This is a genomic window from Actinomadura madurae, assembly GCF_900115095.1.
Classification (GTDB): Bacteria; Actinomycetota; Actinomycetes; order Streptosporangiales; family Streptosporangiaceae; genus Spirillospora; species Spirillospora madurae.
Genome location: NZ_FOVH01000003.1, coordinates 93,328 through 119,084 on the forward strand (window position 1 = coordinate 93,328; position 25,757 = coordinate 119,084).

Consider the following 25,757-nt stretch of genomic DNA (forward strand, 5'->3'; position numbering starts at 1 on the left):
CCATGATCAGAACCGCCGCACGACCCGACCGCCCGCGCATCGAGGAGATCGTCGAGGCGGCCTACGCCCCCTGGGCCGAGGTCATCGGCACCCGCCCGCTTCCCATGGACGCCGACTACGGGGCCCTCATCGACGCCGGCCGGGTCTTCGTGACCGGCGACGGCCCGGACGGCCTCATCGTCCTCATCCCCGAGGACGGCGCGCTCCTGGTGGAGAACGTCGCCGTCGCCCCCGCCCACCACGGCCGGGGCATCGGCGGCACCCTGCTCTCCTTCGCGGAGGAACGGGCCCGCACGTTGTCCCTCCCGAGCCTGCGCCTCTACACCAACGAGCTGATGACCAAGAACATCGCCCTCTACGAACGCATCGGCTACCGGGAGACGGGCCGCGAGGACATCGGCGGCCGGTACATCGTCCACATGGTGAAGCACCTCGAATGAAGTACGCGCTGCTGATCTGCGACGACGAGACGCGCTCCCCGTCCAACGAGGAGATCGCGGCCGATCCGGTGCACCAGGCATGGATCGCGGACCTGGAACGGCGCGGCGCCCGGCTCTACGGCGCCCGGCTGCGGCCGGTGGTGGACGCGACCACCGTCCGGGTCCGCGAGGGCGAGACGCTGGTCTCGGACGGCCCGTTCGCCGAGACGAAGGACGTCGTCGGCGGCATCGTGATCGTCGAGTGCGCGGACCTCGACGAGGCCATCGGCATCGCCGCCGGCCACCCTTACGCGCGCTGGGGCGGCGTGGAGATCCGTCCCCTGTGGGAATGACCGACGCCGTCCGGTCGGCGGTCGACGCGGCGTACCGGTCCGAGTGGGGCCAGGTGGTCGCGACCCTGATCGGGCTCACCGGCGACTGGGACCTCGCCGAGGACTGCGCGCAGGACGCGTTCGCCGCCGCGCTGGCGACCTGGCCGCGCGACGGCGTCCCGCGCAGGCCCGGCGCGTGGCTGACGACGGCGGCCCGCAACCGCGCGCTCGACCGGCTGCGCCGCGACGCCGCGGGCGCGGCCAGGCTGCGCCGGCTCGCCGTGCCCGGCGAACCCGAAGAGGACGTCCCGGACGACCGGCTGCGGCTGATCTTCACCTGCTGCCACCCGGCGCTGCCGTTCCCCGCCCGGGTCGCGCTGACCCTCCGCACGCTCGCCGGGCTGACCACCGCCGAGATCGCCAGGGCCTTCCTGACCGCCGAGACCACGATGGCGCAGCGCCTGGTCCGGGCGAAGCGAAAGATCGGGGAGGCCGGGATCCCGTACCGGGTCCCGCCCCCCGAGCTGCTCCCGGAGCGGCTCGCCGCCGTCCTCGCGGTGCTCTACCTGATCTTCAACCAGGGCTACGACGAGGACGAGGGCCGGGACCTGACCGCGGAGGCCGTCCGCCTGACCCGGGCCCTCGTCGGGCTGATGCCGACCGAGCCCGAGCCGCGCGGCCTGCTCGCCCTGATGCTGTTCCACGAGGCCCGCCGCGCGACCCGCACCGAGGACGGCGTCCTGGTCACCCTGGAGAACCAGGACCGCTCCCGCTGGGACCGGACCCTGATCGCCGAGGGGGTGGCGACGCTCGACCGGGCGCTGGCCAGGCGCAGCGCCGGGCCCTACCAACTCCAGGCCGCCATCGCCGCCTGCCACGCCACCGCGCCCGACGCCGCGAGCACGGACTGGCCGCAGATCGCGGCCCTGTACACCGAGCTGGCCCGGCTGGCGCCGTCCCCGGTCGTGGACCTCAACCGCGCCGTGGCGGTCGCGATGACGGACGGCGTCCCCGCCGGCCTGGCGCTGGTCGACGAGCTCACCGCGTCCGGGCGGCTCGCCGGATACCACCTCCTGCCCGCGACCCGGGCCGACCTCCTGCGCCGGGCCGGCCGCCCGGGCGAGGCGAGGGAGGCCTACGAGGAGGCGCTCAAGCTGGCCCCCACCGAGCCGGAGCGCCGCTACCTGGCAGAACGCCTCCGCGCTCTCTGACCGCGAAAAACTTTGCCCGTGATGTCGATCCAGGGCGGATGTCCTTCGTCGGTGTGGTGACGATCCTCCGAAACGAAGGGAAGAACCATGAACGAGACACTGCCGAAGCCCAAGGTGACCGACCGATCGACCTTCCAGGCCGAGCTGGACGCGCTGCGCGTCCGCGAGAAGGCCCACACCCGCGCGGGCGACACGATCGCGGCGGCCCGCCGCCGCCTCCCGATGGTGGAGGTGGACGCCACGACGCCGCTCATCGGCCCGGACGGCCTGGTCACGCTGCTGGACGCCTTCGAGGGCCGCCGGCAGCTGATCGCCTACTACATGATGTGGCACGAGGGCCGGCGCGCCGCCGAGCAGTGCGAGGGCTGCACGTACTACAACGGGCAGGTCCGCGAGCTGTCCTCCCTGCACGCCGCCGGGATCACCTACGCCACGTTCTGCCAGGGCCCCTACAAGGAGAGCGTCCGCTACCGCGACTTCATGGGCTGGGACGTCCCCTGGTACTCCGCCCAGGACTCGGCCGAGACCCTGCTGGCAGGCCGCCGGCCCGGCATGTTCTACCTGGTCTGCTACTTCCGCGACGGCGACCGCGTGTTCGAGACCTACTGGACCACCGGCCGCGGCGTCGAAGCGCTGGACATCGCCTACTCCCTGATGGACATGACCGTCTACGGCCGCCAGGAGGACTGGGAGGACTCCCCAGAAGGCTGGCCCCGAGACGGCTCCATAGAAGGCGGCTTCTTCCGAACCAACGGCCGCCCCGCATCCCAATGGTCCCGCCTCGCGGCCGGCCGCTCCGACGCCCTCACCTAACCCACCGTCTCTTGGACGCGACCTCAGCCGGGGTCACGGGCAGGCGCGTGGAGCGAGCGCAGCGAGCGGAGGGCGCATGCGCGTCGTGACGGGGGTTCCAGGGGGTCGTCCCCCTGGGCTAACTGGGCCAGACCGGGTTGCGCTTCTCGTTGAAGGCGGCGATGCCCTCGCGGCGGTCGGCGGAGAAGGCGACCGTGCGCCAGGCGTTCTCTTCGAGGTCGAGGCCGGCGTCCAGGCCGACGCCGCCGCCGAGGCGCATGGCGCGCTTGGCGGCGCGGACGGCGGTCGGGGAGTTCTGCGCGATCGCGGCGGCCAGGGTGAGGGCCTCCTCGCGGGCCGTTCCGGCCGGGACCCTGCGGTCGGCGAGGCCGTAGTCGAGGGCCTCGTCGATGCCGAGCCGGCGGCCGGTGAAGACGAGGTCGGCGGCCTTGCCGGGGCCGAGGCGGCGGAGGGCGAGCTGGGTGCCGCCGCCGCCGGGGACGAGGCCGACGCTCACTTCGGGGAGGCCGAAGACGGCGGTCTCGTCGGCGACGATCAGGTCGGCGGAGAGGGCGAACTCGCAGCCGCCGCCGAGCGCATAACCGTGCACGGCTGCGATGACGGGTTGCGGCAGGTCGAGGACGCCGCCGAAGGCGGCGCGGAAGACGGGGCGCTGCGCGAGTATCTCGTCGTCGGTCATGGCGTTGCGTTCCTTGAGGTCGGCGCCGACGCAGAACGCCTTCTCCCCGGCCGCGGCGAGCACCACCGCGCGTACCGCCGGGTCCGCCGCCACCTCGGCGCAGACGCCGGCGAGGCGGCGCGCCATCGCGGTCGACAGGGCGTTGAGGGCCTCGGGCCGGTCCAGCACGATCTCCGCGACATGTCCGTCGCGCCGCAGCGTCACACCATCCATGGACGGCACCTTAACGACCGGGTGCTCCGCCGCCGGACGCGGTCCCAAGATCGAACTCGCGGTGGGGTTGGATGGGTACGTGAGCGACTCACCTTATGGGGATCTCGATCGGCCGCCGTTGCACGAGGCGGCGCTCCAGCGCGCGCTCGTGCGGGACGGCGGGCTGTGGCGGGAGGTCCGCGTCGTGGCGGAGACGGGGTCCACGAACGCCGATCTCGCGGTCCGGGCGCGGGAGGGGGCGCCGGAGGGGACCGTGCTGGTCACCGAGCTGCAGACGGCGGGCCGCGGGCGGCTCGGGCGGGTGTGGTCGGCGCCGGCGCGGTCGGGGCTGGCGTTCTCGATGCTGCTGCGCCCGCGGGTACCGGTGCCGCTGCTCGGGTGGGGGTCGCTGCTGACCGGCGTCGCCGTCGCCACCGCCGTCCGGCGGATGACCGCTTGGTCGCAGACGGGTGAGGGGTTCCTCGGCGACGGCGGCGACGTGGCGGTGGACGCGCGGCTGAAGTGGCCGAACGACGTGATCGTCGAAGACCGGAAGCTGGCCGGGATCCTCGTGGAGAAGGTCGAGGACGGGCTGGTCGTCGGCGTCGGCCTGAACGTGGGCCTGCGGAAGGACGAGCTGCCCGTGCCGACGGCGACGTCCCTGGCGATCGAGGGGGCGCCGCTGAGCGACCGGGCGCCGCTGCTGCGCGCGATCCTGCGGGAGTACGCGACCTGGTACCGGGAGTGGACGGCGCTCGGCGGTGATCCGGAGACCAGCGGGCTGCGTACCGCCTACAAGGATCTGTGCGCGACGCTCGGCCGGCGGGTCGGGGTGGAGCTGCCCGGCGGCGAGCGGCTGGCCGGGACGGCGCGGGACGTGGACGGGGCGGGCCGCCTCGTGGTCGCCGGGACGGCCGGGGACAGCGCGGTCAGCGCCGGAGATGTGGTGCACGTCCGGTGAGCGCGGAGCGGGGATCGATGATCCGGGCGGTGATCCGGTTTCTGATCTGCGACGATATGGGCGGGTACCGATCCACGACGCCGCCGCCACGGCCCATGGCGGCGGCGGACTGAGGGGCGGATGATGGCGGCCGGATTGCCGGATCCGAAGGAGATCGAAGAGCTCCTGCTCGGAGGCGAGCTGCGGTACAACCGCGTGGACGCGGTCCGGCTGTCGGGGGTCTCCCGGGAGTTCGCGGGCCGGATCTGGCGGGCGTTCGGCTACCCGTCGATGCCGGACGACACGATCGCCTACACCGAGGGCGACGTCGCGGCGCTCGACCGCCTCCGCAGGCTCGTCGACGACGGGATCCTGGACGAGGAGGGCGTGGTCCGGCTGGTCCGGGCGTTCGGCCAGACGATGACGCGGCTCGCCGAATGGCAGGTCAACCTGCTGCGGAGCATGCTGACGCACGATCTGCACGAGGCGCCGTCCGCGGAGGCGGTGGACACGGTGGTGGACATCGCCGAGAAGCACATCGGCGAGTTCGAGCCGCTGGTCGTGCACGCGTGGCGGCGGCAGCTCGCCGCGGCGGGGACGCGGGCGCTGGCGGCGGCGGCGACCCGGGAGAACGGCGATCCGGCGGGGCGCCCGATGACCACGGTCGGGTTCGCCGACATGGTCTCCTTCACCCAGGTCAGCCGGGAGCTGGAGGAGATCGAGCTGGCCCGCGTCGTGGAGTGGTTCGAGGAGACCGCCGCCGACATCATCGCCACCTGCGGCGGCCGGCTTGTCAAGACGCTCGGCGACGAGGTGCTGTTCAGCGCGGAGACGCCGGAGGTCGGCGCGGAGATCGCGCTGACGGTGGCGGCGGCCATCCAGGACGAGACGGAGGTCCCGGACGTGCGGGTCGGCGTCGCGTACGGGCCCGTCCTGCCGCTGATGGGCGACGTGTTCGGCACCACCGTGAACCTCGCGGCCCGGCTGACGTCGCTGGCCCGGCCGGGCGCGGTCGTGATCGACGGGGAGCTGGCGGCGCGGCTGGAGGACGCGCCGGGCTACGAGGTGACCCGCATCGTGCGACGCCCGGTCCGCGGTCTCGGGATCATCCAGCCGTACGTGCTGCGCAGGAGCGGCGGCCCGGCGGCCGCGGAGGCGCCGTAGGGGTCAGACGGGGCTCGGGCCGTCGTCGCCGGGAGAACCGGTGAGCCGCTGTAGGTAGTTCTGCTCGCCGAGGGCCTGGACGAGGCTCAGCTCGGTCTCCAGGTAGTCGATGTGCTCTTCCTCGTCGGCGAGGATGTCCTCGAAGATGCGGGCGGAGGTGACGTCGCCGCGCGAGCGCATCAGCTCGATGCCGGGGCGCAGCCGCTCGACGGCCTCCATCTCGATCGCGAGGTCGGCCTCCAGCTGCTCGACGATGGTCTGCCCGATGCGCAGGGTGCCGAGCTTCTGGTAGTTCGGGAGCCCTTCCAGGAACAGGATCCGGTCGGTGAGCCGCTCCGCGTGCCGCATCTCGTCGAACGACTCGTCGCGGGTGTGCTTGGCGATGCGGGTGAAGCCCCAGTTCTCCTGCATCTTGGAGTGCAGGAAGTACTGGTTGATCGCCGTCAGCTCCGCGGTGAGCTGGTCGTTCAGCAGCGCGATGATGTCCTTGTCGCCATCCATGCCGCCCATGCTCGCATGTCCGGCTGTTTCTGGACAGCACTGACCCCCACACGAACCCGTCCGTTCCGTTCGTGCGGGGTCGTCGGTTCAGGCGGCGGTGGGCGGTGCGGCGCCTCCTTCGGCGGTCTCGACGGCGTCTCCGGGGACGCCGATCTCGGATGCGGAGGGCTCGGGGACGGCGGAGAGGCCGAGCGGTCCGCCGGTGAGGGCGTCGGCGAGCTCGCCGGCCGTCCGGTACTCGCTGACCATCTGGTGGATGCGCTTGGTGCACGAGCCGCAGTTCGGCTTGAACCCGCAGGCCGCCTTGACGGCCTTGGCGGTCGTGCAGCCGTCCGCCATGCAGCCGCGGACGTCGTCCTCGGTGACGGCGTTGCAGATGCAGACGTACATGCGGGCGGGAGACCTTCCGTGCGGCTCGTCCTGGGCGGACGCCCCGACCTGCGAAGGTAAGGGCGCCCTCAATAAGGTAAGGCTCCCCTAAGATAGCCCAGCCGTGTCCGTTCTTGCCAGAGGGGTCCGAATCGGTGTGATCCACCCCTCAGCGGGAAGGGCTTTCCGCGTGCGGCCCCGGCGCGCGTTCCGTCGTCCCCGGTGCCCGCACGGACGGGAGGCGGGACGGTGGCGCAGGTCTGGCCGGGGGACGCGTACCCCCTCGGGGCGCGGTTCGACGGCGCGGGCACGAACTTCGCGGTGTTCTCCGAGGTGGCGGAGCGGGTGGAGCTGTGCCTGTTCGACGGGCCGGCGGGCGACGGCGAGGAGACGCGGTTCCCGCTCCCGGAGGTGGACGCGTTCGTCTGGCACGGCTACCTGCCGGGCGTCATGCCGGGACGCCGCTACGGGTTCCGGGTGCACGGGCCCTACGATCCGCGCCGCGGCCTGCGCTGCAACCCGGCGAAGCTGCTGCTCGACCCGTACGCGCAGGCCGTCGAGGGCGAGATCGACTGGAACGAGTCGTGCTTCGGGTACGACTTCGGCGACCCGTGGTCGCGCAACGACGCCGACTCGGCGGGCCACACGATGCGGTCGGTGGTCGTCAGCCCCTACTTCGACTGGGGCGACGACCGCCCGCCCCGCATCCCCTACCACGAGACGGTGATCTACGAGGCGCACGTCAAGGGCCTCACCGCCCGGCATCCGGAGATCCCGCCGGCGCTGCGCGGCACCTACGCGGGCCTCGGCCATCCGGTGATCACCGATCATCTCCGCTCGATCGGCGTGACGGCGGTGGAGCTGATGCCCGTCCACCAGTTCGTCCACGACGACGCGCTGACGAGCCGCGGGCTGCGCAACTACTGGGGCTACAACACCATCGGGTTCTTCGCGCCGCACAACGAGTACTCCTCGTCCGGGCAGCGGGGCGAGCAGGTGCTGGAGTTCAAGGCGATGGTGAAGGCGCTGCACGAGGCCGGGATCGAGGTGATCCTGGACGTGGTCTACAACCACACGGCCGAGGGCAACCACCTCGGGCCGACGCTGTCGCTCCGGGGCATCGACAACGCCTCGTACTACCGGCTCGCCGAGGACGACCCCCGCTACTACATGGACACCACGGGCACCGGCAACAGCCTGCTGATGCGCAGCCCGCACGTGCTGCAGATGATCATGGACTCGCTGCGGTACTGGGTGACCGAGATGCACGTGGACGGGTTCCGCTTCGACCTGGCCGCGACGCTGGCGCGCGAGCTGCACGCGGTGGACCGGCTGTCGGCGTTCTTCGACCTCGTCCAGCAGGACCCGGTCGTCTCGCAGGTGAAGCTGATCGCCGAGCCGTGGGACGTCGGGGAGGGCGGCTACCAGGTCGGCAACTTCCCGCCGCTGTGGACGGAGTGGAACGGCAAGTACCGCGACACGACGCGGGACTACTGGCGCGGGCAGCCGGGCGCCATGCCCGACTTCGCGTCCAGGCTGACGGGCTCGTCCGACCTGTACGCCGACGACGGCCGCCGCCCCATCGCCTCGATCAACTTCGTGACGTGCCACGACGGGTTCACGCTGCACGACCTCGTCTCCTACGACGGCAAGCACAACGAGGCCAACGGCGAGGGCAACCGGGACGGCACGAACGACAACCGGTCGTGGAACTCCGGCCACGAGGGCCCGACGGACGACCTCGACGTGATCGCGCTCCGCGAGCGCCAGAAGCGCAACTTCCTGACCACGCTGTTCCTGTCGCAGGGCGTCCCGATGCTGCTGCACGGCGACGAGATAGGCCGGACGCAGGGCGGCAACAACAACGCCTACTGCCAGGACACCGAGCTGTCGTGGGTCGACTGGACAGGCCTGCGCGACGACACGTTCTTTGATGAGCGCGGCCCGCTGCTCGACTTCGTTCGCCGCCTGTCCGCGCTGCGCACCGAGCATCCGGTGTTCCGCCGGAGGCGGTTCTTCCTGGGCGACCAGCGGAGCAAGCGCGCCCGCGCGGCCTCCCGGCCCGAGGACCTGCCGGACCTCGTCTGGTTCACGCCGGGCGGGACGGAGATGTCGGACGGCGACTGGTCGGCCGGGTTCAACAAGGCGCTCGACGTGTTCCTGAACGGCGACGCGATCGGGGAGCCCGACCGGCGCGGGCGGCAGGTCAAGGACGACTCCTTCCTGCTGCTGTTCAACGCGCACGACGGGGACCTGCCGTTCACGCTTCCGCCCGCGCTGTACGGGCAGATGTGGATAAAGATGCTCGACACCGCCGACCCCCTGCTGGCCGAGGAGGAGTCGCCGATCGTGAAGGCCCGCGAGACCGTCCAGGTGGGCGCGCGCTCCGTCCAGGTCCTGCGCCGGGTCTGAGGGTCCGCGATGGACGACGCGCCGCACGCCGAGCCCGCCCCCGAGGAACCGCCCCCCGCCGACGATCCCCCCGAGGAAGCCGTGTCCGAGGACCACAGCACCGAAGCGACCACCCCCGCCGCGGATCCGCTCGCCGCGCCCCCGACCGGGACCTACCGCCTCCAGCTCCGCGGGACCCCCGACGAGCGCTTCGGCTTCGCCGAGGCCGGCGCGCTCGCCCCCTACCTGGCCTCTCTCGGCGTCTCGCACGTCTACCTGTCCCCGATCCTGCAGGCCGCGCCCGGGTCGACGCACGGGTACGACGTCGTCGACCACTCCCGGCTGTCGGACGAGCTGGGCGGCCCCGAGGCGTTCGGCGCCATGGTCACCCGGTTCCACGCGCACGGGCTGGGGGTGCTGGTCGACGTCGTCCCGAACCACATGGCGATCCCCGACCCGCACGACCTGAACATGCCGCTGGCTGCCGTCATCGCCGACGGGCGGGAGTCGCCGTTGGCGAAGTGGTTCGACGTCGACTGGGACGCGGGCGGCGGCCGGCTCGTCCTGCCCGGCTCTCCCTCGCCTGGCAGGGGGGAGCCGAACTACCGCCGCTTCTTCGACATCTCCGGGCTGATCGGGCTCCGGCAGGAGGACCCGGAGGTGTTCGAGCGCACGCACGCGCTGCTGCTCGGCCTGGTCGAGGAGGGCCTGGTGGACGGCCTGCGCGTGGACCACCCGGACGGCCTCGCCGACCCCCGGGGCTACCTGCGGCGGCTGGCGGAGGCGGCCCCGGGCCGGCGGCTGCTCGTCGAGAAGATCACCGAGGGGGATGAGCGGCTGCCGGCGGACTGGCCGTGCTCCGGCACCACCGGCTACGACTCGCTCGGCATGGTCGGCGGGCTGTTCGTCGACCCCGCCGGGGAGAAGCCGCTCACCGACTACTACGTGTCGCTCACCGGGAATCCGGCGCGGTTCGAGGAGGTCGAGCACGAGGCGCGCCGCCACGCCGCCGCGCACGGCCTCAAGCCCGAGATCGACCGGCTTCTGCGCGTCCTTCGACGGGTCGTCGGCGAGCGTCGCCCGGGTCTGGAGAAGGCGCTGGTCGAACTGCTCGTCGCCATGCCCGTCTACCGCGCGTACGTGGTCCCGGGGGAGGACGCACCGCAGCAGGCCGTCGACGTCATGAACGAGGCCTCCCGCCGCGCCCGTGAGCATCTCCCGGAGGAACTGCACGGCGACCTCGAAACGGTCGTCGCGCTGGCGCTCGGCCAGGGCGACCGCACGGACGCCGAGTTCATCGTGAGGTTCCAGCAGACGTCCGCCCCGCTCGCCGCGAAGGGGGTCGAGGACACGGCGTTCTACCGCTGGAACCGCATGGCCTCGCTGAACGAGGTCGGCGGCGACCCCGGGCGGTTCTTCATCGGCCCGGAGGAATTCCACGCTCACTGCATCCGGATCGCCCGCGACTGGCCGTTGACGATGACGACGCTGTCCACGCACGACACCAAGCGCGAGGAGGACGTGCGGGCCTGGCTCGCCGTCCTGTCGGAGTTGCCGGGCGAGTGGATCGAAGCGGTGGAACGGTGGCGGACCTGGGGTTCCGGCCCGTCGCCCCTGGAGCCCGACCTCGAATACCTGCTCTGGCAGACGCTCGTCGGCGCGTGGCCGCTCACCGCCGGCCGCCTGGAGGAGTTCCTCGTCAAGGCGATGCGCGAGGCCAAGACCCGGACCTCCTGGGCCGAGCGGGACGCCGAGTACGAGGAGGCCGTCCTCGCCTACGCGCGCGGCGTCCTCGCCGACCCGGACCTCGTCACCGACATGACGTCGTTCGTCGCCAGGCTGGCCCGGTACGCGCGCGTGAACACGCTCGGGCAGAAGCTCGTCCAGCTCGCGATGCCGGGCGTCCCGGACCTGTACCAGGGCTGCGAGCTGACCGGCCTGGCGCTGGTCGACCCCGACAACCGGCGGCCGGTCGACTACGGCCGGCGCCGCGAGCACCTCCTCCGGCTCGACACCGGCCGCCGCCCGAAGGAGGTGGACGACGAGAAGCTGCTGGTCACCTCCAGGGTCCTGCGGCTCCGTCGGTCGCACCCGGACTGGTTCGGGCCGGGAGCGCGGCACGAGCCGGTCGCCGTGCGGGGGCCGGGCGCCGAGCACGTCGTCGGATTCACCCGCGGGGAGGCCGTCGCGCTCGCCACGCGGCTGCCCGTCGGCCTGGAGCGCCGCGGCGGCTGGAAGGGCACGCGGGTGGACGTCCGCGGCCAGGGCTGGCGGGACGTCCTGACCGGCTGCACCCACATGGGCCCGTTCCTGGACGCCTCGCGCCTGTTCGAGCACCTGCCCGTCGCCCTGCTCGTCCCTAGGGAGATCGATCGGTGAGCAGCCGGTTCGAGGTGTGGGCGCCGGCCGCCGGACGGGTCGACGTCATGGCCGGCGGCGCCCGCCACCGCATGGAGGCGCTGGCCGGCGGGCGGTGGGCGGCCGAGGTGGCGGACGCCGGCCACGGGACGGACTACGGCTTCGTCCTGGACAACGGCGGCGAGGTGCTGCCCGACCCGCGCTCGCCCTGGCAGCCGGACGGAGTCCACGGTCAGAGCCGCATGTACGACCACGAGCGGTTCGCCTGGACGGACCAGCACTGGCATGGCCGTCCGCTCCCGGGCAGCGTCCTCTACGAGATGCACGTCGGCACGTTCACCCCGGAAGGGACGTTCGACGCGGCGGCCGAACGTCTCGACCACCTGGTGGCGCTCGGGATAGACGCCGTCGAACTGCTCCCGGTGGCGTCCTTCCCGGGCAGGCACGGGTGGGGCTACGACGGTGTTCACCTCTGGGCCCCGCACGAGCCGTACGGCGGCCCGGACGGGTTGAAGCGCTTCGTGGACGCCGCCCACGCACGCGGGCTGGCCGTCGTCCTGGACGTCGTCTACAACCATCTCGGCCCGGACGGCAACCGGCTCGGCAGTTACGGGCCGTACTTCACGAGCGCCCATGCCACTCCCTGGGGCGACGCGGTGAATTTCGACCAGGAGGGCTCGGAGGAGGTCCGCGCATTCGTCGTCCAGAACGCGCTGATGTGGTTGCGCGACTACCACATGGACGGGTTGCGCCTCGATGCCGTCCACGCCATCACCGACCACAGTGCCGTGCACATTCTTGAAGAGATGGCTTGTGCCGTAGAAGCCCTGTCGGCCCATCTGGGGCGGGAACTGTTCCTCATCGCCGAATCAGACCTGAACGACCCGCGCCTGGTGACGTCCAGAGAAGCGGGCGGAGACGGTCTGGACGCCCAGTGGAGCGACGATTTTCACCACGCCCTGCACGCCGCCCTCACTGGCGAGAGGCAGGGCTACTACTGCGACTTCGGGTCCCTGGAAACGCTCAAGAAGGCCCTTACCAAGGTCTTCGTCCATGACGGGACGATGTCCACTTACAGGGGGCGCCGCCACGGGCGTCCGGTGGACGTCCAGCGGACTCCCGCGCACAGGTTCCTCGGTTTTCTGCAGAACCACGACCAGGTGGGCAATCGCGCGGCAGGGGACCGCACGGCCGCCCTCCTTCCGTCCCCGGAATTGCTCAAGGTGGGCGCGGCGCTGCTCCTGCTCGCCCCGTTCACGCCCATGCTCTTCATGGGCGAGGAATGGGGCGCGTCCACGCCGTGGTGCTACTTCACCGACCACCAGGACCCCGACCTCGCGCGTGCGGTCAGCGAAGGGCGGCGGCGGGAGTTCTCCCGGCACGGCTGGGCCGGCGAGGTCCCCGATCCACAGGCTGTGGACACGTTCCGGCGGTCCGTCCTCGACTGGTCCGAGCCGGACGGCGAACCCCATCGCGAGCTGCTGGAATGGCACCGCTCCCTGATCGCGCTGCGCCGTGCCACCCCGGAGTTGAACGACCCCCGGACCGCCGGGGTCAGGGTCGAGGTGGACGACAACTCGGCCCGCTGGCTGATGATGTGGCGCGGCGGCGTGTGCGTGGCGGCGAACCTCGGTGACCTCCCCGTCCTGCTCCCCGCGTCGGCGCCCGGCGCCGCCCGCCCCCGCCTGCTGCTCGCCTCGGATCCGGCGATCCACCTCGACACGGACGGCATCGGCGATTCCGGTACGGCCTCGCTGGCGCTTCCGGCCGCCTCCGTGGCGGTTCTCGGGTGACCGCCGGGCCCCGCGCCGCCGGGCGGGATGTGGACTACAGCCCGATTCGGCCGGGTTCGTGGTGATCAAGGATGTACTACGAGTGGCAAACCGCAGGTCAAGAGCGCGGCGGATGCCGGGCAATGTTCAAGAATGGTCATACGATCGGTCCATGACCTCAGTACTGCTCGCCGAGGACGACACGTCCATCTCCGAGCCTCTCGCCCGCGCGCTGCGTCGCGAGGGGTACACCGTCGAAGTCAGCCCCGACGGCCCGCAGGCGCTGGAGCGGGCGCTCGGGGGCGGCGTGGACCTGATCGTCCTCGATCTCGGCCTACCCGAGCTGGACGGCCTTGAGGTGGCCCGCAGGGTACGGGCCGAGGGGCATGGCGTGCCCATCCTGATCCTCACCGCCCGCGCCGACGAGGTCGACACCGTCGTCGGCCTCGACGCGGGCGCCGACGACTACGTGACCAAGCCGTTCCGGCTGGCCGAGCTGCTCGCCCGCGTGCGGGCGCTGCTGCGCCGGGGCAGCACCGAGACACCGATCGTCCAGGGGGTGCGGATCGACGCCGAGTCGCGCCGCGCCTGGATGGGCGACCAGGAGCTCCAGCTGACCACCAAGGAGTTCGACCTGCTGCGCGTCCTCGTCCGCGACGCGGGCAAGGTCGTGACCCGCGAACAGATCATGCGCGAGGTGTGGGACACCAACTGGTGGGGTTCCACCAAGACCCTCGACATGCACATTTCCTGGCTGCGCCGCAAGCTCGGCGACGACGCCGGCAGCCCCCGCTACATCACCACGGTGCGGGGCGTCGGCTTCCGGTTCGAACGCGGCGACTAGCACCGGCCGCCGCGGTCGTGCGGGACGCCGGAGGCCTTCCCGAGAGGCCTCCGGGGCTCCGTGCCGCATCGCCCGCGGCCCCACCCTCGAAGGAGCCCTGATGAGGCGCCGACTGCTCCTGTCGACGCTCGCGGTGGCGGTGGTCGCGATCCTCCTGCTCGGCATACCCCTCGCCTACATCGCCCACAAGCTCGTCTACGAGGAGGCCGGCCGGTCGCTGGACCGGGAGGCGTCCTCCATCGCCGGCGGCGTCGGCTACCGCCTGGAGTCCCGCCTGCCGGTCACCGGCGCGGAGATCGCGCGGGAGTTCCCCGGCCGGCACATCGCGATCACGCTGCCGGACGGCCGGACGGTCACCGCCGGCCCGCCCCGGCGCGGCCGCGTCCTGTCCGCCGCGGCGGCGCACGGCGCGGTCCGGGTGCGGGTGTCGCGCCCGGAGGCGCAGGTCCGCGACGAGGCGCTGCGGCGGCTGCTGCTGATCGTCAGCCTGGCCCTGCTCGGCGTCGCCGTCACCGTCGGCCTGGCGATGGTGCAGGCCCGCCGGCTGACGCTGCCGCTGATCGACCTCGCCGAGACCGCCGACCGGCTCGGCAGCGGCAACGCCCGGCCGCGCCCCCGCCGCTACGGCATCCCCGAGGTCGACCGGGTCGCCGAGGTGCTGGACCACAGCGCGGTCCGCATCACCGACCTGCTGATCGCCAGCCGGGAGTTCGCCTCCGACGCCAGCCACCAGCTCCGCACGCCGCTGACCGCGCTGTCCATGCGGCTGGAGGAGATGATCGAGGCCGCCGACTACCCGGACGTCGTCCGGGAGGAGGGCGCCGCGGCCGTCGCGCAGACCGAGCGGCTCGTCGCGGTGGTCGAGCAGCTCCTCGCCCGCGCCCGGCACGACCGCACCGGCGGCGCCGTCCCGTCCCCGATCGACGAGATCATCCGGCAGCAGGTGGAGGAGTGGCGGCCGAGCTTCCGCAAGGCCGGCCGGGACGTGCGGATCGTCGGCGAGCAGGGCCTGGTCGGCATGACCAACCCCGAGGGCCTGTCCCAGATCATCGCGACGCTGCTGGAGAACTCGCTGATGCACGGCGCCGGGACGGTGACCATCCACACCAAGCCCGGCGCGAGCTCGGTGGTGGTCGAGATCGGCGACGAGGGCAGCGGCATCCCGTCCGAGCTGGAGCCCCGCATCTTCGAGCGGACCGTCAGCGGCGGCCGCGGCACCGGCCTCGGCCTCTACCTGGCCCGCTCACTGGCGGTGGTGGACGGCGGCCGGCTGGAGCTCATCCAGGCCCGCCCCGCGGTGTTCGGCGTGTTCCTGCGCGAGGCCGCCGAGGCCCGGCTGGCCGCCGAACGCGTCGTGATCGGCCCCGCTTAGATCTCGGCGCTCCGCCTAGATCTCGGCGTAGTCCTCGGCGGCGTGCGCGTCGAGCGGGTGGCCGAGGCGCGGGGACGGGGACTGGGCCGGGGCGGCCGCCGCGCGGGTCGCGCCGGGGCCCTCCGGGGCGTCCGGCGCCTCGGGCAGGCCGGAGGCCGGGGCGACCTGCGGCGCCGACGCCGGCAGGAAAACCCACTTCTTGTACGACCAGAAGCGGAACAGCGTCGCCACTCCGGTGCCGATGACCAGCGCGATGTTGTAGAAGACGGCGCCGTCCAGCCCGAGGACGTAGTGCGAGAACCCGATGAACAGCTCGGTGATCACCAGGCCGACGCCGTTCAGCGCGAAGAACAGGACGTACTCGCGGCCCAGCCCGGTGCGGTCGCGGTGCCGGAACGTCCAGTACCGGTTCGCCAGGTAGGAGAACGTCGTCGCGATCAGCGTGGCGACGCCGTTGGACGTGAGGGGCCCCACCCCCAGCCCGGTGTGCAGGCCGTTGCCGATCGCGACCGTGATGACGAACGCGATCGCGCCCACACTGCCGAACTTGGCGAGCTCGCGCACCAGGTGCTCGAACTGCCGGTGGAGATTGGCGACCAGGCTCACGAAGGGGAACCGTCCTTCCGGACTTTCGTCTGTACGCCACGACGTCCTGCTCGGCGGCCGCGCGGCTGCTGCTGCGGGGGCATCACGAGAATAGACGCCCGTGGCCCGTGGGACGTCCGAACATGAACGTTCCACACCCTCCACGGCGTTCCCTGCCCATTGCCGAGATCCCCACACACGTTCGACGCGGGCTCCGCGTGAATCGTTCGCTCCGGCCTCCCGATAGCCTTTCGACGTGAAGGTTCAGCCTCTTTCCAGCGGGGACGACGCCCCGCGCCCCCCGGCCCGGCCCCGTCGGGACGACATGCCGGTCGTCGGGATGGCGGGCGGGGGCCAGCTGGCCCGGATGACCCAGCAGGCGGCGATCGGGCTCGGCGTGTCGCTGCGCGTCCTCGCCGGGGGGCCGCGGGACTCGGCCGCCAGGGCCGTCCCGGACACGCGGGTCGGCGACGACCGCTCCCTCGACGATCTCGTGGCGTTCGCCAAGGGCTGCGACGTGGTGACGTTCGACCACGAGCACGTCCCCGGGCCGCACATCGAGGAGCTCCAGAACGCGGGCGTCCCGTGCCGTCCCGGGGCGGCCGCGCTGGCGCACGCCCAGGACAAGCTCGTCATGCGCGAGAGGCTCGCCGGCCTCGGCGTCCCGTGCCCGGCCTACTCGCACCTGCCGCCGTCCGCGCCGCTGGCCTTCCTGGAGGCGTTCGCCCGCGAGCACGGCTGGCCGCTCGTCCTCAAGGCCACCCGCGGCGGCTACGACGGCAAGGGCGTCTGGATCGTCGAGAACCTCGACCGCGAGGCGTACGAGCTCGTCCGGGAGCTGCTGTCCGGGGGCGTCGACCTGATGGTGGAGCAGCACGTCCCGTTCGAGCGGGAGCTGGCCGCGCTCGTCGCGCGCTCCCCGTACGGGCAGGGCGCCGCGTACCCGATCGTGGAGACCGTCCAGGAGGGCGGGATCTGCACCGAGGTGATCTCGCCCGCGCCCGGCCTGCCCAAGGACCTCGCCGCCGAGGCGCAGAGCCTCGCGCTGCGCGTCGCGGACGAGCTGGACGTCGTCGGCCTCCTCGCGGTCGAGCTGTTCCAGACCGCCGGCGGGCTGCTGGTCAACGAGCTGGCCATGCGCCCGCACAACTCCGGGCACTGGACGATCGAGGGCGCCCGGACGTCGCAGTTCGAGCAGCACCTGCGCGCCGTCCTCGACCTCCCGCTCGGCTCCACCGAGCCGACCGCCCGCTACACGGTCATGGCCAACGTGCTCGGCGGCGACGACCCGGAGGTCTATCCCCGCTACATCCACGTGATGGCCCACGACCCGGCGGTCAAGGTCCACATGTACGGCAAGGAGTCCCGCCCGGGACGCAAGATCGGCCACGTGACCGCGCTCGGCGACGACCTCGCCGAGGTCCGCGAGCGCGCCCGGCACGCCGCCGCCTACCTGCGGTGGGGTACCCAGATGAAAGAGAAAGAGGAGAACAGGTGAGCGACCCGGTGGTCGGGGTGGTGATGGGCAGCGACTCGGACTGGCCCGTCATGGAGGGCGCCGCGCAGGCGCTCGCCGAGTTCGGCGTCCCCTACGAGGCGGACGTCGTGTCGGCGCACCGGATGCCGCACGACATGATCGCCTACGGGGAGGACGCGGCCGGCCGCGGGCTGCGGGTGATCATCGCGGGCGCGGGCGGCGCCGCCCACCTGCCGGGCATGCTCGCGTCGGTGACGCCGCTGCCGGTGATCGGGGTGCCCGTCCCGCTGAAGTACCTGGACGGGATGGACTCGCTGCTGTCGATCGTCCAGATGCCCGCCGGCGTCCCGGTGGCGACGGTCGCGGTCGGCGCGGCCCGCAACGCCGGGCTGCTGGCCGTCCGGATCCTGGCCGCGTCCGACGAGGACCTGCGGGCCAAGATGAAGGTCTTCCAGCAGGACCTCTACGGCCAGGCCAAGGCGAAGGGCACCCGCCTCCGCGAACGGCTCTAAACGAACGCCTCCAAATTGGTCAATCCGGGTAAAGTCGTCGCCTGACGTCATGCTCCCCGGGAGGCGTTCGATGGCTCGTAGAAAATCGGCCTATTGCGGCCTTCTTCTCCTAGGAATGCTGGCCACCGGCGCCTGCGGCGGGTCGGACGACGACGGCGGGGCCTCCGCGGCGCCGTCACCGAAACAGGTTTCGCCGACGGCGTCCCCGTCCGAGACGACCGACCCCGTCAAGGAAGACCCGGGCGCCGAGGAGGGGATCGAAGGGGCGCGTGCCGCACTCAGCGTGTTCCTCCGGGGGCAGGCGGCGGGTGACAGCTCGGTGTGCCGTTATGTCGCTGAAGACGGCGACTTCGTGACCGGCCCGGCTCTGAAGGGCGACTGCCGCAAGGGTGTGCGGACCTCCCCCCATTTCTTCAGGCCGAGGGAACGGCTGGCGCTCGGCCAGATCCTGGCCACCGGTGGAAGGATCACGAAGTTCGGCGAGGCCGAGCTGCCGTTCTCGGGACTGCGCTGGACCGACGGGCACCTGTCGGAGCAGACGCTCCAGCCGACGTTCGTGCTGCGCCGAAGCGACGAGGGCGTGTGGCAGATCATCCGCTGACATAACGGTGAGCCCGGCCTCCCGGCGACCCCGTGGCCGGGAGACCGCGTCCACCACCCGAAACCCCTCAAGCCCGACCAAGGCGTTCAGACGCCGTACATGCGGATCCAGTCGACCTCAAGGACCGCCAGGCGGTTCTTGCGCTTGAGGTCGATCGAGGGCGCGGTCAGTTTCTTGAGGTGGGGCATCCAGTCGAGCTGGATCGCCTGGCCCATCGGGCCCGGCGGCAGCACGTCCCGCCTGGAGGTGTGGAACCAGCGGCGCCCGTCGACGTAGCCGCTGATGCCCTTCTCCGTCCACTCGACCGCGAAGGTGTGCCAGGTGGTGAGGTCCACCTTCATGTGGTCTGAGATGCGGCCGGAGTTGCCTTCCCGCCCCTTCTGCTCCGAACCTTCTCGCTGGTCGAAGTGGAGGAAGAAGAAAGCGCCCTTCCGGAGACCGTTGTCCTCGTAGGTCTCCATGTAGTCGACCTCGCCCCCGCCGCCCTTCGGGGCGGTGCCGCCGCCGCCGTTGACCGGCCACAGCAGCATGTTCGCGTTGTAGCACGCGCAGGAGCGGTTGAGCTTCACCCGCGCCTCCCAGCGGCCCGTCTTCTGCTCGCCCTTGCGCCAGCCGAGCCCCCCGGTGGTCCCGTCGGGCTTGCCGGTGATGCGCAGGACCCCGTCGCGGACGGTCACCGCGCTCGGGCTTCGCCGCCCCTTGCCGGCGTGCCCGCGGCCGTTGTAGACCTCCCAGGCCTTCTTGTCGAGGCGGTCGAACTCGTCGGCGGCCACGGGACGTCCCCACCCGTGACGCTGCGCCGCCGTCGACCCGCCGGAGGACTTGGCGGCCTTGCCGGTGCCGGCGGGAGCGTGGGCGGACGTCCGCTCCCCGGCGGGAAGCGGATGAGAGTCGGCGGCCGCCCCGGTGCGCCCGATGTCGGCCGCGCTCTCGTGCAGAGCGGCGAATATCAGGACGCCGACGGTCACCGCGGTGACCGTCACTATGACGACCTGTCTCCGGAAAGAAAAGGGCATGGTACAACCTCCGAACTGAACGAATCGCTTTCGCGGCCGATTCCGGCTCGCCAAGCGCACGACTTATTCAGTCGGAATCTAGCCGGGCGCGCATCGGGGCCCTAGGGCTCTAGGGCCCTAGCCCGGGCGATAGGGGCCTCAATTCGAACGGGCAGATCAGTCCTGCGGCGGTATTCCGAGCCAGGTCACGATGGCTGTGGAGCGGTTCGGGGCCCCGAGCTTCGCATAAAGCCTATTGATGTAATTCTTGACGGTCTTCTCGGTCAGAAATAGCTTGGCCGCGATCGTCGAGTTCGGATGGCCCTGCGCGATCAGGTTCATCACCTCGGCCTCGCGTTCCGAGAGCCCGAAGCGCTTGCGCTGCTCCACCGGATCGGCCGCCACCGGTGCGCCGGCGGGGCCCGTCCGCGCGGCGTCGATCAGGGCCGCCGACGCCGCCTGGGAAAGGGGGTGAGCCCGTTGCCGGACGCTGTTCAGGACGGCCGCGCACAGTTCCGCGGGAGTGAAGGTGTTGTGCACCAGGTAGCCCACGGCCCCGTTGCGGACGGCCGCCAGCACCACCTCGGGGTCCTCGACCTGGGTGAGCATGATGACCCGGCCGATCCCGCTCAGGGCGGCCGCCGCGGAGACCCCGTCGACGTGCGGCATGCGCACGTCGAGAAGGATCACGTCCGGGACCGTCTCCCGCGCCAGCTCGATCGCCCGCCGGCCGTCCCCCGCCTCTCCCACGACCTCGATCTCGTCACTCGCCTCAAGCGCCAGCATGAGGCCCGAGCGGATGAACGGGTTGTCGTCCACCACCAGCACCCGGCACGGCGAATCGATGTTCACAGGCTCCTCCGGTCTACCGATGCGGTGCCGTTCCCACCTGCCGCCACCACGGCGTCGCTCTCGGACGCGTCGTCCGGGGAGGGGGCGTGGCGGAATCGGACGGTGATGCGGGTGCCGCCGCCCGGGGTCGAGTCCACGGTGAGCTCGCCTCCGGCTCTGCGGGCTCGCTCGTGCATGCCGAGGAGGCCGTAATGGCCGCCGTCGGCGAGCGCGTCCAGCCAGCCGTCGCGGCCGGGGCGTTCGGGGAGGCCGCGGCCGTCGTCGCGGACGACGACCCGCAGGCCGTCCGGGCCGTCCGTCACCGCGACCTCGACGGCCGTCGCGCCGGCATGCCGGCGGACGTTCTCCAGCGCCTCCTTGACGATCGCCACGGCCTCGTGCCGGGGGTGCAGCGGCAGGTCGGCGCCGTCCTGGACGCGGTCGGCCACCCGGACGCCGGTCGACTCGCCCCACTCCGCGGCCAGTTCGCGGACCACGACGTGCAGGGGGCGCTGCACGGCGTCCGCGCGCAGATCGGCGATGAGGGACCGGGCCTGCCGGGTGGCGATCTGCGCGGCGGCGGCGATGCGCTGGGACTCCTTCACCGCGCGGTCCGGCGACTTGCGTACGACCATCGGCAGGCTGGTCGCGGTGAGCGCGATCCCCGACAGCGTGCCGGTCAGGGAGTCGTGCAGCTCCCGGGCCAGGTGCGAGCGCTCCTCGGCGGCCATGGCCATCGCCTCCGAGCGCCAGAGCGCCTCCTCGGCCGCGGCCTGCTCGTCGAACAGCCGCCGGATCACGCTCCCGACCAGGGCGCCGATCCCGTAGAACGCGGGCATCGCGAGCAGCAGCGGGAGCGTGTCGCCACCCCGAATGCCGCCCGTGCCGTCGCCGTCCAGGAGGGCGACGTAGTACAGCACGGTCTGCTGAAGGCAGAGCACGAGCGTCGTCGGCCAGCGGTACAGCAGCCCCGCCAGACCGGCGGCGATCACCGTGACCAGGAAGTACGGGCCGATGATCCCGCCCGTCTTCAGCACCGCGAAGCCGAGCAGCACGTCGCAGGCCAGCAGGGCGGGCTGCGCGTACAGGCGCGAGACCACCTGCTCCCAGCCGAGCAGCATCAGCCCGGAGAACAGCGCCACCGCGGCCAGGGCGCTCAGCGCCCAGAAGTCGCCGCGGACCTGGCGATCGATCAGCACCGTCACCCCGACGACCAGCACCCGCACCTGGATGAGCAGGACGAACGTCGTGCCGATCCGGGATTCCACGGACCTGCGCGAAGACCCGGAGACGTGCTGGGTCAGGTCGGGCATCGAGGTGGTCCTCCCGCGGGCAGCACAGCTTTCTGCAAAAGGAACATTAGCCACATCTCTGGTGGAGGTCGCTACTATGCCCACGATCAACGACACATCCCTTGAAGAAGGGACGAAAACGTCAGGTCGCAGGACCGTTCCGCAGCCGAACGATGTCCGCGGCACCGCCGAGTTCATCGCCATGATGCGGCGGCTTCAACGCTGGTCCGGACTGAGTCTCCAGGAACTCGAAGCCAGAACGGCGCAGGCGCCCGTCCTCATGCCCGGAGGGCTGGCCGGAATACTGGGTGGCAGCACTCTGCCACGTCGTGAAGTGGTTTCGGCGTTCGTCAGCGCGTGCGGATGCGTGCCCGAGGTTCAGGCGGAATGGATGCGCGCGTACGCACGGGTATCCTCACCATCGCCGAGGCCGTCCGCCGTTGCCCCGGCGAAACTCGTCGCCTCGGCGAAACCCGTCGCCGCTCCGGAGCCGCCCGTGCCCCCGCCCCCCGAGAAGAGGCAAGCCGAAGAGCAGCCGAAACGGCGCCCTCGTCATCGCAAGTCCTCCGGGAGGCGCGACCGTTCAGCGCGCCGTTCGCTCTCGCCGCTGGTCGCCGCGCCGGCGTTCATCACCGTCGCGGTCGTCGCGATAGCCATGGTGACCGCACTCGGCGACGACTCCGGGAAGCACGAGAACAAGGAGAGCGGCAAGCCGTCCCTCGCGAGCCCGCCGGGCAACGGCTGGTACTCCATTCAACCCGAGGCCTCCGTATCGGTGGGGAACTGCCTGACGATCCTTCCGGATGATCAGTTCGCGCCGACTCTTTCGCTTGAGGAGTGTGATGAGGAGGACGATCTACAACGTTTCTGGCTTGAAACCCACACCGCCAACACGCATGTCGTTCAGGGGCACACCGTCGACGGCAGGCTCTGGTGCCTCACGCTCGACGCGCCCGGCGAAGGATCCCGCCTGCACTTGACCGCATGCGACGAGGCCAACAAGTGGCAGCGGTTCAATCTGGAGGCGACCAGGCCGCAGGGTGAGACCGCGGCAGGAAAAGGCACGTCCCAGCCGACACCCCTTTTCAACCTGCGGTCCCCTGAGACCCGTCAGAACGGAATGTGCGTGGGCATCGACTCGACACGGAAGGGCAGCATCCAGGCGATGCACACCACCTGCACCAAGACGGGGATATGGGGCTACAGCTTCGTCCAGACCACGCCCCCCGCCGGCACCTGACCTGGTAAGTCCCGCTTGCCCTGCGTTCGACGCGAACAAGCCACCGGGTGCGCCCGAATTCCGGCGGCCGGTCAATCCGGCCGCCGTTCTGGCATGCGCTGAAACGGACAAGAATCATTAGGGCCTGCGAGGGGTCGTGTTGGGGTCCTATGGCCCTAGGGGGTCGAGCACCATTCTCCGTATCTTTTTCTCCATCGATCGGGCCGCATATCCAGAGGCCCGTGAATGGAAAGGGAGTGGAGAAATGCGCGAGGAGAACTCTGTGGAGAGCAAGCCGTCGCGGCGCCGGACCACGATCGCGGCGGCGGTGGGCGTCACCGCGCTGGGCGGCGCCATCGCCGCCGGCGTGCTCGTGGCCGGCGGCTCGCAGCCCGCGCCGGTCGACAAGGTCTCCGCGGTGTCCGGGCAGGACGCGCCCGCCCTGGTCGGCGGAGCCTCCGCCGGCGCCGAGGCCCCCACCGGCAGTGAGGCGCCCACCGGCGGCGAGACCGAGACGCCCACCGGTTCCGAGGCGCCCACCGGTTCCGAGGCGCCCACCGGTGCCGAGGCTCCCTCAGCCGGCGGATCCGCCGGCGGTGCCGGGGTCACCGCGAAGAAGAAGGAGAAGTGCAACACCGTCGACCGCTACATCAACTCCGCCACCATCCCGAAGTACGAGTGGCACTCCAGCGTCAAGTACTGCTGGAACGGCAAGACGGTGCGGATCGTCCGGGCGAACAGCTACCTGAAGAACGCGTCCTGGAACGTCAAGGAGGAAGCGAAGCCCAACCGCATCGTCTTCAACAAGAACCGTTCCGCCGTGACGGTGATGATCAGCGCGAACGTGGTCCGGCCGAACCCGTGGTTCGAGGTCATCCGGCGCCCGAAGGTCCAGTACCGCATGTGGGCGGTCAACGGGGCCCACACCTACAAGCTCGTCGGCAACGAGGCGTAGCCGGGCCGGCGGGCCCCGGCCGCGGCCGGGGGCCCGCCGTCGCGCCGCGCGCCAGACCCCCGCGGCCGTTAGCGGCGCAGGGCCCATTCGACGGCGGGGCAGCGGTCCATGACGACGTCGAGCCCGGCGGCTCGCGCGCGCCGGGCCGCCGCCTCGTCGATGACCTGGAGCGGCAGCCAGACCGCCTTCGCGCCGACCGCGATCGCCTCGTCCACCGCCGCGCCCGCGTGCGCGGCGCGGCGGTAGACGCCCACCACGTCGATCTCGGAGGCGTCCGGGACGTCGGCCAGCGAGGCGTACCCCTTCTCGCCGAGCACCTCCCGCGCCGCCGGGTGCACGGGGATGATCCGCTTCCCCCGCTGCCGCATCAGCCGCGCCTGGTCGTAGACCTCCCGCGCTGGATTGTCGCCCAGCCCGACGAACGCCCACGTCCTCGACTCGTTCAGCAGCCGCCGGATCACGTCCTGGTCGGCGAATTCAGCGCTCATGCCGGGCACAACACCGCCCGCGGCGGCTTTAGTTCCGCCGTCACGGACGTCCGAGCGCCCGGTAGTTCCAGCCCGCCGCGCGCCACCGCTCGGGGTCGAGGGCGTTGCGCCCGTCCACGATGTTGCGCTCGGTGACGGCCCCGGCGACCTCGTGCGGGTCCATGCCGCGGAACTCCGCCCACTCGGTCAGCAGCAGGACGACGTGGGCGCCGCGGACCGCCGACAGCGCCGAGTCGCCGTAGTCGAGGGACGGCTGGGCGCGGCGCGCGTTCCGCATGGCCTGCGGGTCGTACACCGTCACCCGGGCGCCCTGGGCGCGGATCGACGCGGCCACGTCCAGCGCGGGGGAGTCGCGCACGTCGTCGGAGTTCGGCTTGAACGCGGCGCCGAGCACGCCGACCGTGCGGCCGACGAAGGACCCGCCGAGCAGCTGCCGGGCGAGGTCCACCATCCGGATCCGGCGCCGGATGTTGATCTCGTCGACCTCGCGCAGGAACGTCAGCGCCTGGTCGGCGCCCAGCTCGCCGGCGCGGGCCATGAACGCCCGGATGTCCTTCGGCAGGCACCCGCCGCCGAACCCGAGTCCCGGGCCGAGGAACTTGCCGCCGATCCGGTCGTCGTAGGACAGCGCCTCCGAGAGCTTGGTCACGTCGGCGTGCGCGGCCTCGCAGACCTCCGCCATCGCGTTGATGAACGAGATCTTGGTGGCCAGGAAGGCGTTCGCCGACACCTTGACCAGCTCGGCCGTCGGGAAGTCCGCGGTGATGAACGGGGTGCCCTCGGCGATCATCGTCCGGTAGATCTCGCGGAGCACCTTCTCGGCCCGCTCGGCGGCGCCCTGGTCGGCGGGCAGCCCGGCCACGATCCGGTCGGGGTGCAGGGTGTCCTGGACGGCGAACCCCTCGCGCAGGAACTCGGGGTTCCACGCCAGCACCGCGTCGCCGCCGGCCGGCGCCGTCCGGGCCAGGAACTCGCCCAGCCGGGCGGCCGTGCCGACCGGCACGGTCGACTTCCCGACGATCAGGCAGGGCCGCTGCAGCAGCGGCGCGAGCGACGCGACCGCGTCGTCGACGTAGCGCAGGTCGGCCGCGTACTCCCCGGCCTTCTGCGGGGTGCCCACGCACAGGAAGTGGACGTCGCCGAACTCGGCGGCCTCGGCGTAGGACGTGGTGAACCGCAGCCGCCCCGTCTCCAGGCCCCTGCGCAGCACGGGTTCGAGGCCGGGCTCGTAGAAGGGCAGGTCACCGGCCGAGAGCCGCGCGATCCGCTCCGCGTCGACGTCGAGCCCGAGCACCTCGAAGCCGAGGTCGGCCATGCACGCCGCGTGGGTGGCGCCGAGGTACCCGGTTCCGATGACCGTCAGCCGGTGGGACAAGGCCTGCTCCTTCCGATTCGCTGTCGCCGACGAGCGGCCTGCTACCAACGTGCCCGCTGCGGGCCGATAC

25 protein-coding genes are annotated in these 25,757 nt (G+C 71.8%); 16 read left to right on the forward strand and 9 right to left on the reverse strand.

Annotated elements, in window-relative coordinates:
* Nucleotides 1-2 precede the first annotated feature (2 nt).
* The 4 genes from BM339_RS10040 (at nucleotide 3) to BM339_RS10055 (ending at nucleotide 2,775) form a co-directional block, all read left to right on the forward strand.
* On the forward strand, nucleotides 3-440 hold the full coding sequence (locus BM339_RS10040) for a GNAT family N-acetyltransferase (RefSeq protein WP_033330213.1): 438 nt from the start codon (nucleotides 3-5) through the stop codon (nucleotides 438-440).
* On the forward strand, nucleotides 437-772 hold the full coding sequence (locus tag BM339_RS10045) for a YciI family protein (RefSeq protein WP_024934291.1): 336 nt from the start codon (nucleotides 437-439) through the stop codon (nucleotides 770-772). The genes BM339_RS10040 and BM339_RS10045 overlap by 4 nt, the downstream gene beginning before the upstream one ends.
* Nucleotides 769-1,962, forward strand: a complete 1,194-nt coding sequence (locus BM339_RS10050) for an RNA polymerase sigma factor (protein ID WP_075020677.1) — start codon at nucleotides 769-771, stop codon at nucleotides 1,960-1,962. The genes BM339_RS10045 and BM339_RS10050 overlap by 4 nt, the downstream gene beginning before the upstream one ends.
* Before the next feature lie 87 nt (nucleotides 1,963-2,049).
* A complete protein-coding gene (locus BM339_RS10055; protein ID WP_075020678.1) occupies nucleotides 2,050-2,775 on the forward strand; it encodes a DUF899 family protein in 726 nt (241 codons plus the stop codon).
* A gap of 118 nt (nucleotides 2,776-2,893) precedes the next feature.
* Here BM339_RS10055 and BM339_RS10060 read toward each other — a convergent pair whose 3' ends face one another.
* Nucleotides 2,894-3,667, reverse strand: coding sequence for an enoyl-CoA hydratase/isomerase family protein (locus tag BM339_RS10060; RefSeq protein ID WP_075020679.1), 774 nt, complete (start codon nucleotides 3,665-3,667; stop codon nucleotides 2,894-2,896).
* A 79-nt stretch (nucleotides 3,668-3,746) separates the two neighbouring features.
* Here BM339_RS10060 and BM339_RS10065 point away from each other — a divergent pair, with 79 nt between their 5' ends.
* Together BM339_RS10065 and BM339_RS10070 are read left to right on the forward strand one after the other, a co-directional pair.
* The gene (locus tag BM339_RS10065; protein WP_024934293.1) at nucleotides 3,747-4,607 is read left to right on the forward strand and encodes a biotin--[acetyl-CoA-carboxylase] ligase; all 861 of its coding nucleotides are present in this window, start codon (nucleotides 3,747-3,749) and stop codon (nucleotides 4,605-4,607) included.
* Between the two features lie 123 nt (nucleotides 4,608-4,730).
* Nucleotides 4,731-5,750, forward strand: a complete 1,020-nt coding sequence (locus BM339_RS10070) for an adenylate/guanylate cyclase domain-containing protein (RefSeq protein ID WP_024934294.1) — start codon at nucleotides 4,731-4,733, stop codon at nucleotides 5,748-5,750.
* 3 nt (nucleotides 5,751-5,753) lie between these two features.
* Here the strand turns inward: BM339_RS10070 and bfr are convergent, their stop codons facing one another.
* Both bfr and BM339_RS10080 read right to left on the reverse strand, forming a co-directional pair.
* On the reverse strand, nucleotides 5,754-6,251 hold the full coding sequence (gene bfr / locus BM339_RS10075) for a bacterioferritin (protein WP_024934295.1): 498 nt from the start codon (nucleotides 6,249-6,251) through the stop codon (nucleotides 5,754-5,756).
* A gap of 87 nt (nucleotides 6,252-6,338) precedes the next feature.
* The gene (locus BM339_RS10080) at nucleotides 6,339-6,641 is read right to left on the reverse strand and encodes a (2Fe-2S)-binding protein (RefSeq protein WP_021595301.1); all 303 of its coding nucleotides are present in this window, start codon (nucleotides 6,639-6,641) and stop codon (nucleotides 6,339-6,341) included.
* Between the two features lie 228 nt (nucleotides 6,642-6,869).
* On the opposite strand from BM339_RS10080, the gene glgX reads away from it, so the two are divergent.
* The 5 genes from glgX to BM339_RS10105 all read left to right on the forward strand — a co-directional run bounded on the left by glgX (nucleotide 6,870) and on the right by BM339_RS10105 (nucleotide 15,357).
* Nucleotides 6,870-9,032 carry a glycogen debranching protein GlgX gene (gene glgX, locus BM339_RS10085; protein ID WP_075020680.1) on the forward strand — a complete coding sequence of 721 codons (2,163 nt, stop codon included), beginning with the start codon at nucleotides 6,870-6,872 and terminating at the stop codon, nucleotides 9,030-9,032.
* A gap of 9 nt (nucleotides 9,033-9,041) precedes the next feature.
* Entirely contained in the window at nucleotides 9,042-11,390 is a 2,349-nt protein-coding gene (treY, locus tag BM339_RS10090; protein ID WP_083597522.1) for a malto-oligosyltrehalose synthase, read from the forward strand.
* Nucleotides 11,387-13,162 carry a malto-oligosyltrehalose trehalohydrolase gene (gene treZ, locus BM339_RS10095; protein WP_075020681.1) on the forward strand — a complete coding sequence of 592 codons (1,776 nt, stop codon included), beginning with the start codon at nucleotides 11,387-11,389 and terminating at the stop codon, nucleotides 13,160-13,162. The genes treY and treZ overlap by 4 nt, the downstream gene beginning before the upstream one ends.
* A gap of 151 nt (nucleotides 13,163-13,313) precedes the next feature.
* Nucleotides 13,314-13,985, forward strand: coding sequence for a response regulator transcription factor (locus tag BM339_RS10100; protein ID WP_019629095.1), 672 nt, complete (start codon nucleotides 13,314-13,316; stop codon nucleotides 13,983-13,985).
* 100 nt (nucleotides 13,986-14,085) lie between these two features.
* Nucleotides 14,086-15,357 (forward strand): ATP-binding protein, encoded by a 1,272-nt coding sequence (locus BM339_RS10105; RefSeq protein ID WP_075020682.1) that lies wholly within the window; start codon nucleotides 14,086-14,088, stop codon nucleotides 15,355-15,357.
* A gap of 15 nt (nucleotides 15,358-15,372) precedes the next feature.
* Here BM339_RS10105 and BM339_RS10110 read toward each other — a convergent pair whose 3' ends face one another.
* A complete protein-coding gene (locus tag BM339_RS10110; protein ID WP_021595296.1) occupies nucleotides 15,373-15,963 on the reverse strand; it encodes a GtrA family protein in 591 nt (196 codons plus the stop codon).
* Nucleotides 15,964-16,267: 304 nt separating this feature from the next.
* Here BM339_RS10110 and BM339_RS10115 point away from each other — a divergent pair, with 304 nt between their 5' ends.
* The 3 genes from BM339_RS10115 to BM339_RS10125 all read left to right on the forward strand — a co-directional run bounded on the left by BM339_RS10115 (nucleotide 16,268) and on the right by BM339_RS10125 (nucleotide 18,532).
* Complete coding sequence (locus BM339_RS10115) at nucleotides 16,268-17,440, forward strand: 5-(carboxyamino)imidazole ribonucleotide synthase (RefSeq protein WP_075020683.1); 1,173 nt, start codon at nucleotides 16,268-16,270, stop codon at nucleotides 17,438-17,440.
* A 23-nt stretch (nucleotides 17,441-17,463) separates the two neighbouring features.
* A complete protein-coding gene (gene purE, locus BM339_RS10120) occupies nucleotides 17,464-17,931 on the forward strand; it encodes a 5-(carboxyamino)imidazole ribonucleotide mutase (RefSeq protein WP_052357269.1) in 468 nt (155 codons plus the stop codon).
* A 115-nt stretch (nucleotides 17,932-18,046) separates the two neighbouring features.
* Complete coding sequence (locus BM339_RS10125) at nucleotides 18,047-18,532, forward strand: hypothetical protein (protein WP_075020684.1); 486 nt, start codon at nucleotides 18,047-18,049, stop codon at nucleotides 18,530-18,532.
* A gap of 86 nt (nucleotides 18,533-18,618) precedes the next feature.
* On the opposite strand, the gene BM339_RS10130 is transcribed toward BM339_RS10125, so the two are convergent.
* The 3 genes from BM339_RS10130 to BM339_RS10140 form a co-directional block, all read right to left on the reverse strand.
* A complete protein-coding gene (locus BM339_RS10130) occupies nucleotides 18,619-19,548 on the reverse strand; it encodes a glycoside hydrolase family 16 protein (RefSeq protein ID WP_083597526.1) in 930 nt (309 codons plus the stop codon).
* Nucleotides 19,549-19,704: 156 nt separating this feature from the next.
* Entirely contained in the window at nucleotides 19,705-20,379 is a 675-nt protein-coding gene (locus BM339_RS10135; protein WP_256255285.1) for a response regulator, read from the reverse strand.
* A complete protein-coding gene (locus BM339_RS10140; RefSeq protein ID WP_075020686.1) occupies nucleotides 20,376-21,671 on the reverse strand; it encodes a sensor histidine kinase in 1,296 nt (431 codons plus the stop codon). The genes BM339_RS10135 and BM339_RS10140 overlap by 4 nt, the downstream gene beginning before the upstream one ends.
* Nucleotides 21,672-21,747: 76 nt before the next feature.
* Between BM339_RS10140 and BM339_RS48555 the strand changes: the two genes are divergently transcribed.
* Together BM339_RS48555 and BM339_RS10155 are read left to right on the forward strand one after the other, a co-directional pair.
* Nucleotides 21,748-22,890, forward strand: coding sequence for an RICIN domain-containing protein (locus BM339_RS48555; protein WP_177287663.1), 1,143 nt, complete (start codon nucleotides 21,748-21,750; stop codon nucleotides 22,888-22,890).
* Nucleotides 22,891-23,134: 244 nt separating this feature from the next.
* Nucleotides 23,135-23,824 (forward strand): hypothetical protein, encoded by a 690-nt coding sequence (locus BM339_RS10155; protein ID WP_075020688.1) that lies wholly within the window; start codon nucleotides 23,135-23,137, stop codon nucleotides 23,822-23,824.
* 68 nt (nucleotides 23,825-23,892) lie between these two features.
* On the opposite strand, the gene BM339_RS10160 is transcribed toward BM339_RS10155, so the two are convergent.
* Both BM339_RS10160 and BM339_RS10165 read right to left on the reverse strand, forming a co-directional pair.
* Entirely contained in the window at nucleotides 23,893-24,312 is a 420-nt protein-coding gene (locus tag BM339_RS10160) for a CoA-binding protein (RefSeq protein ID WP_024934299.1), read from the reverse strand.
* A 40-nt stretch (nucleotides 24,313-24,352) separates the two neighbouring features.
* On the reverse strand, nucleotides 24,353-25,687 hold the full coding sequence (locus tag BM339_RS10165; protein ID WP_021599022.1) for a UDP-glucose dehydrogenase family protein: 1,335 nt from the start codon (nucleotides 25,685-25,687) through the stop codon (nucleotides 24,353-24,355).
* Nucleotides 25,688-25,757 lie beyond the last annotated feature (70 nt).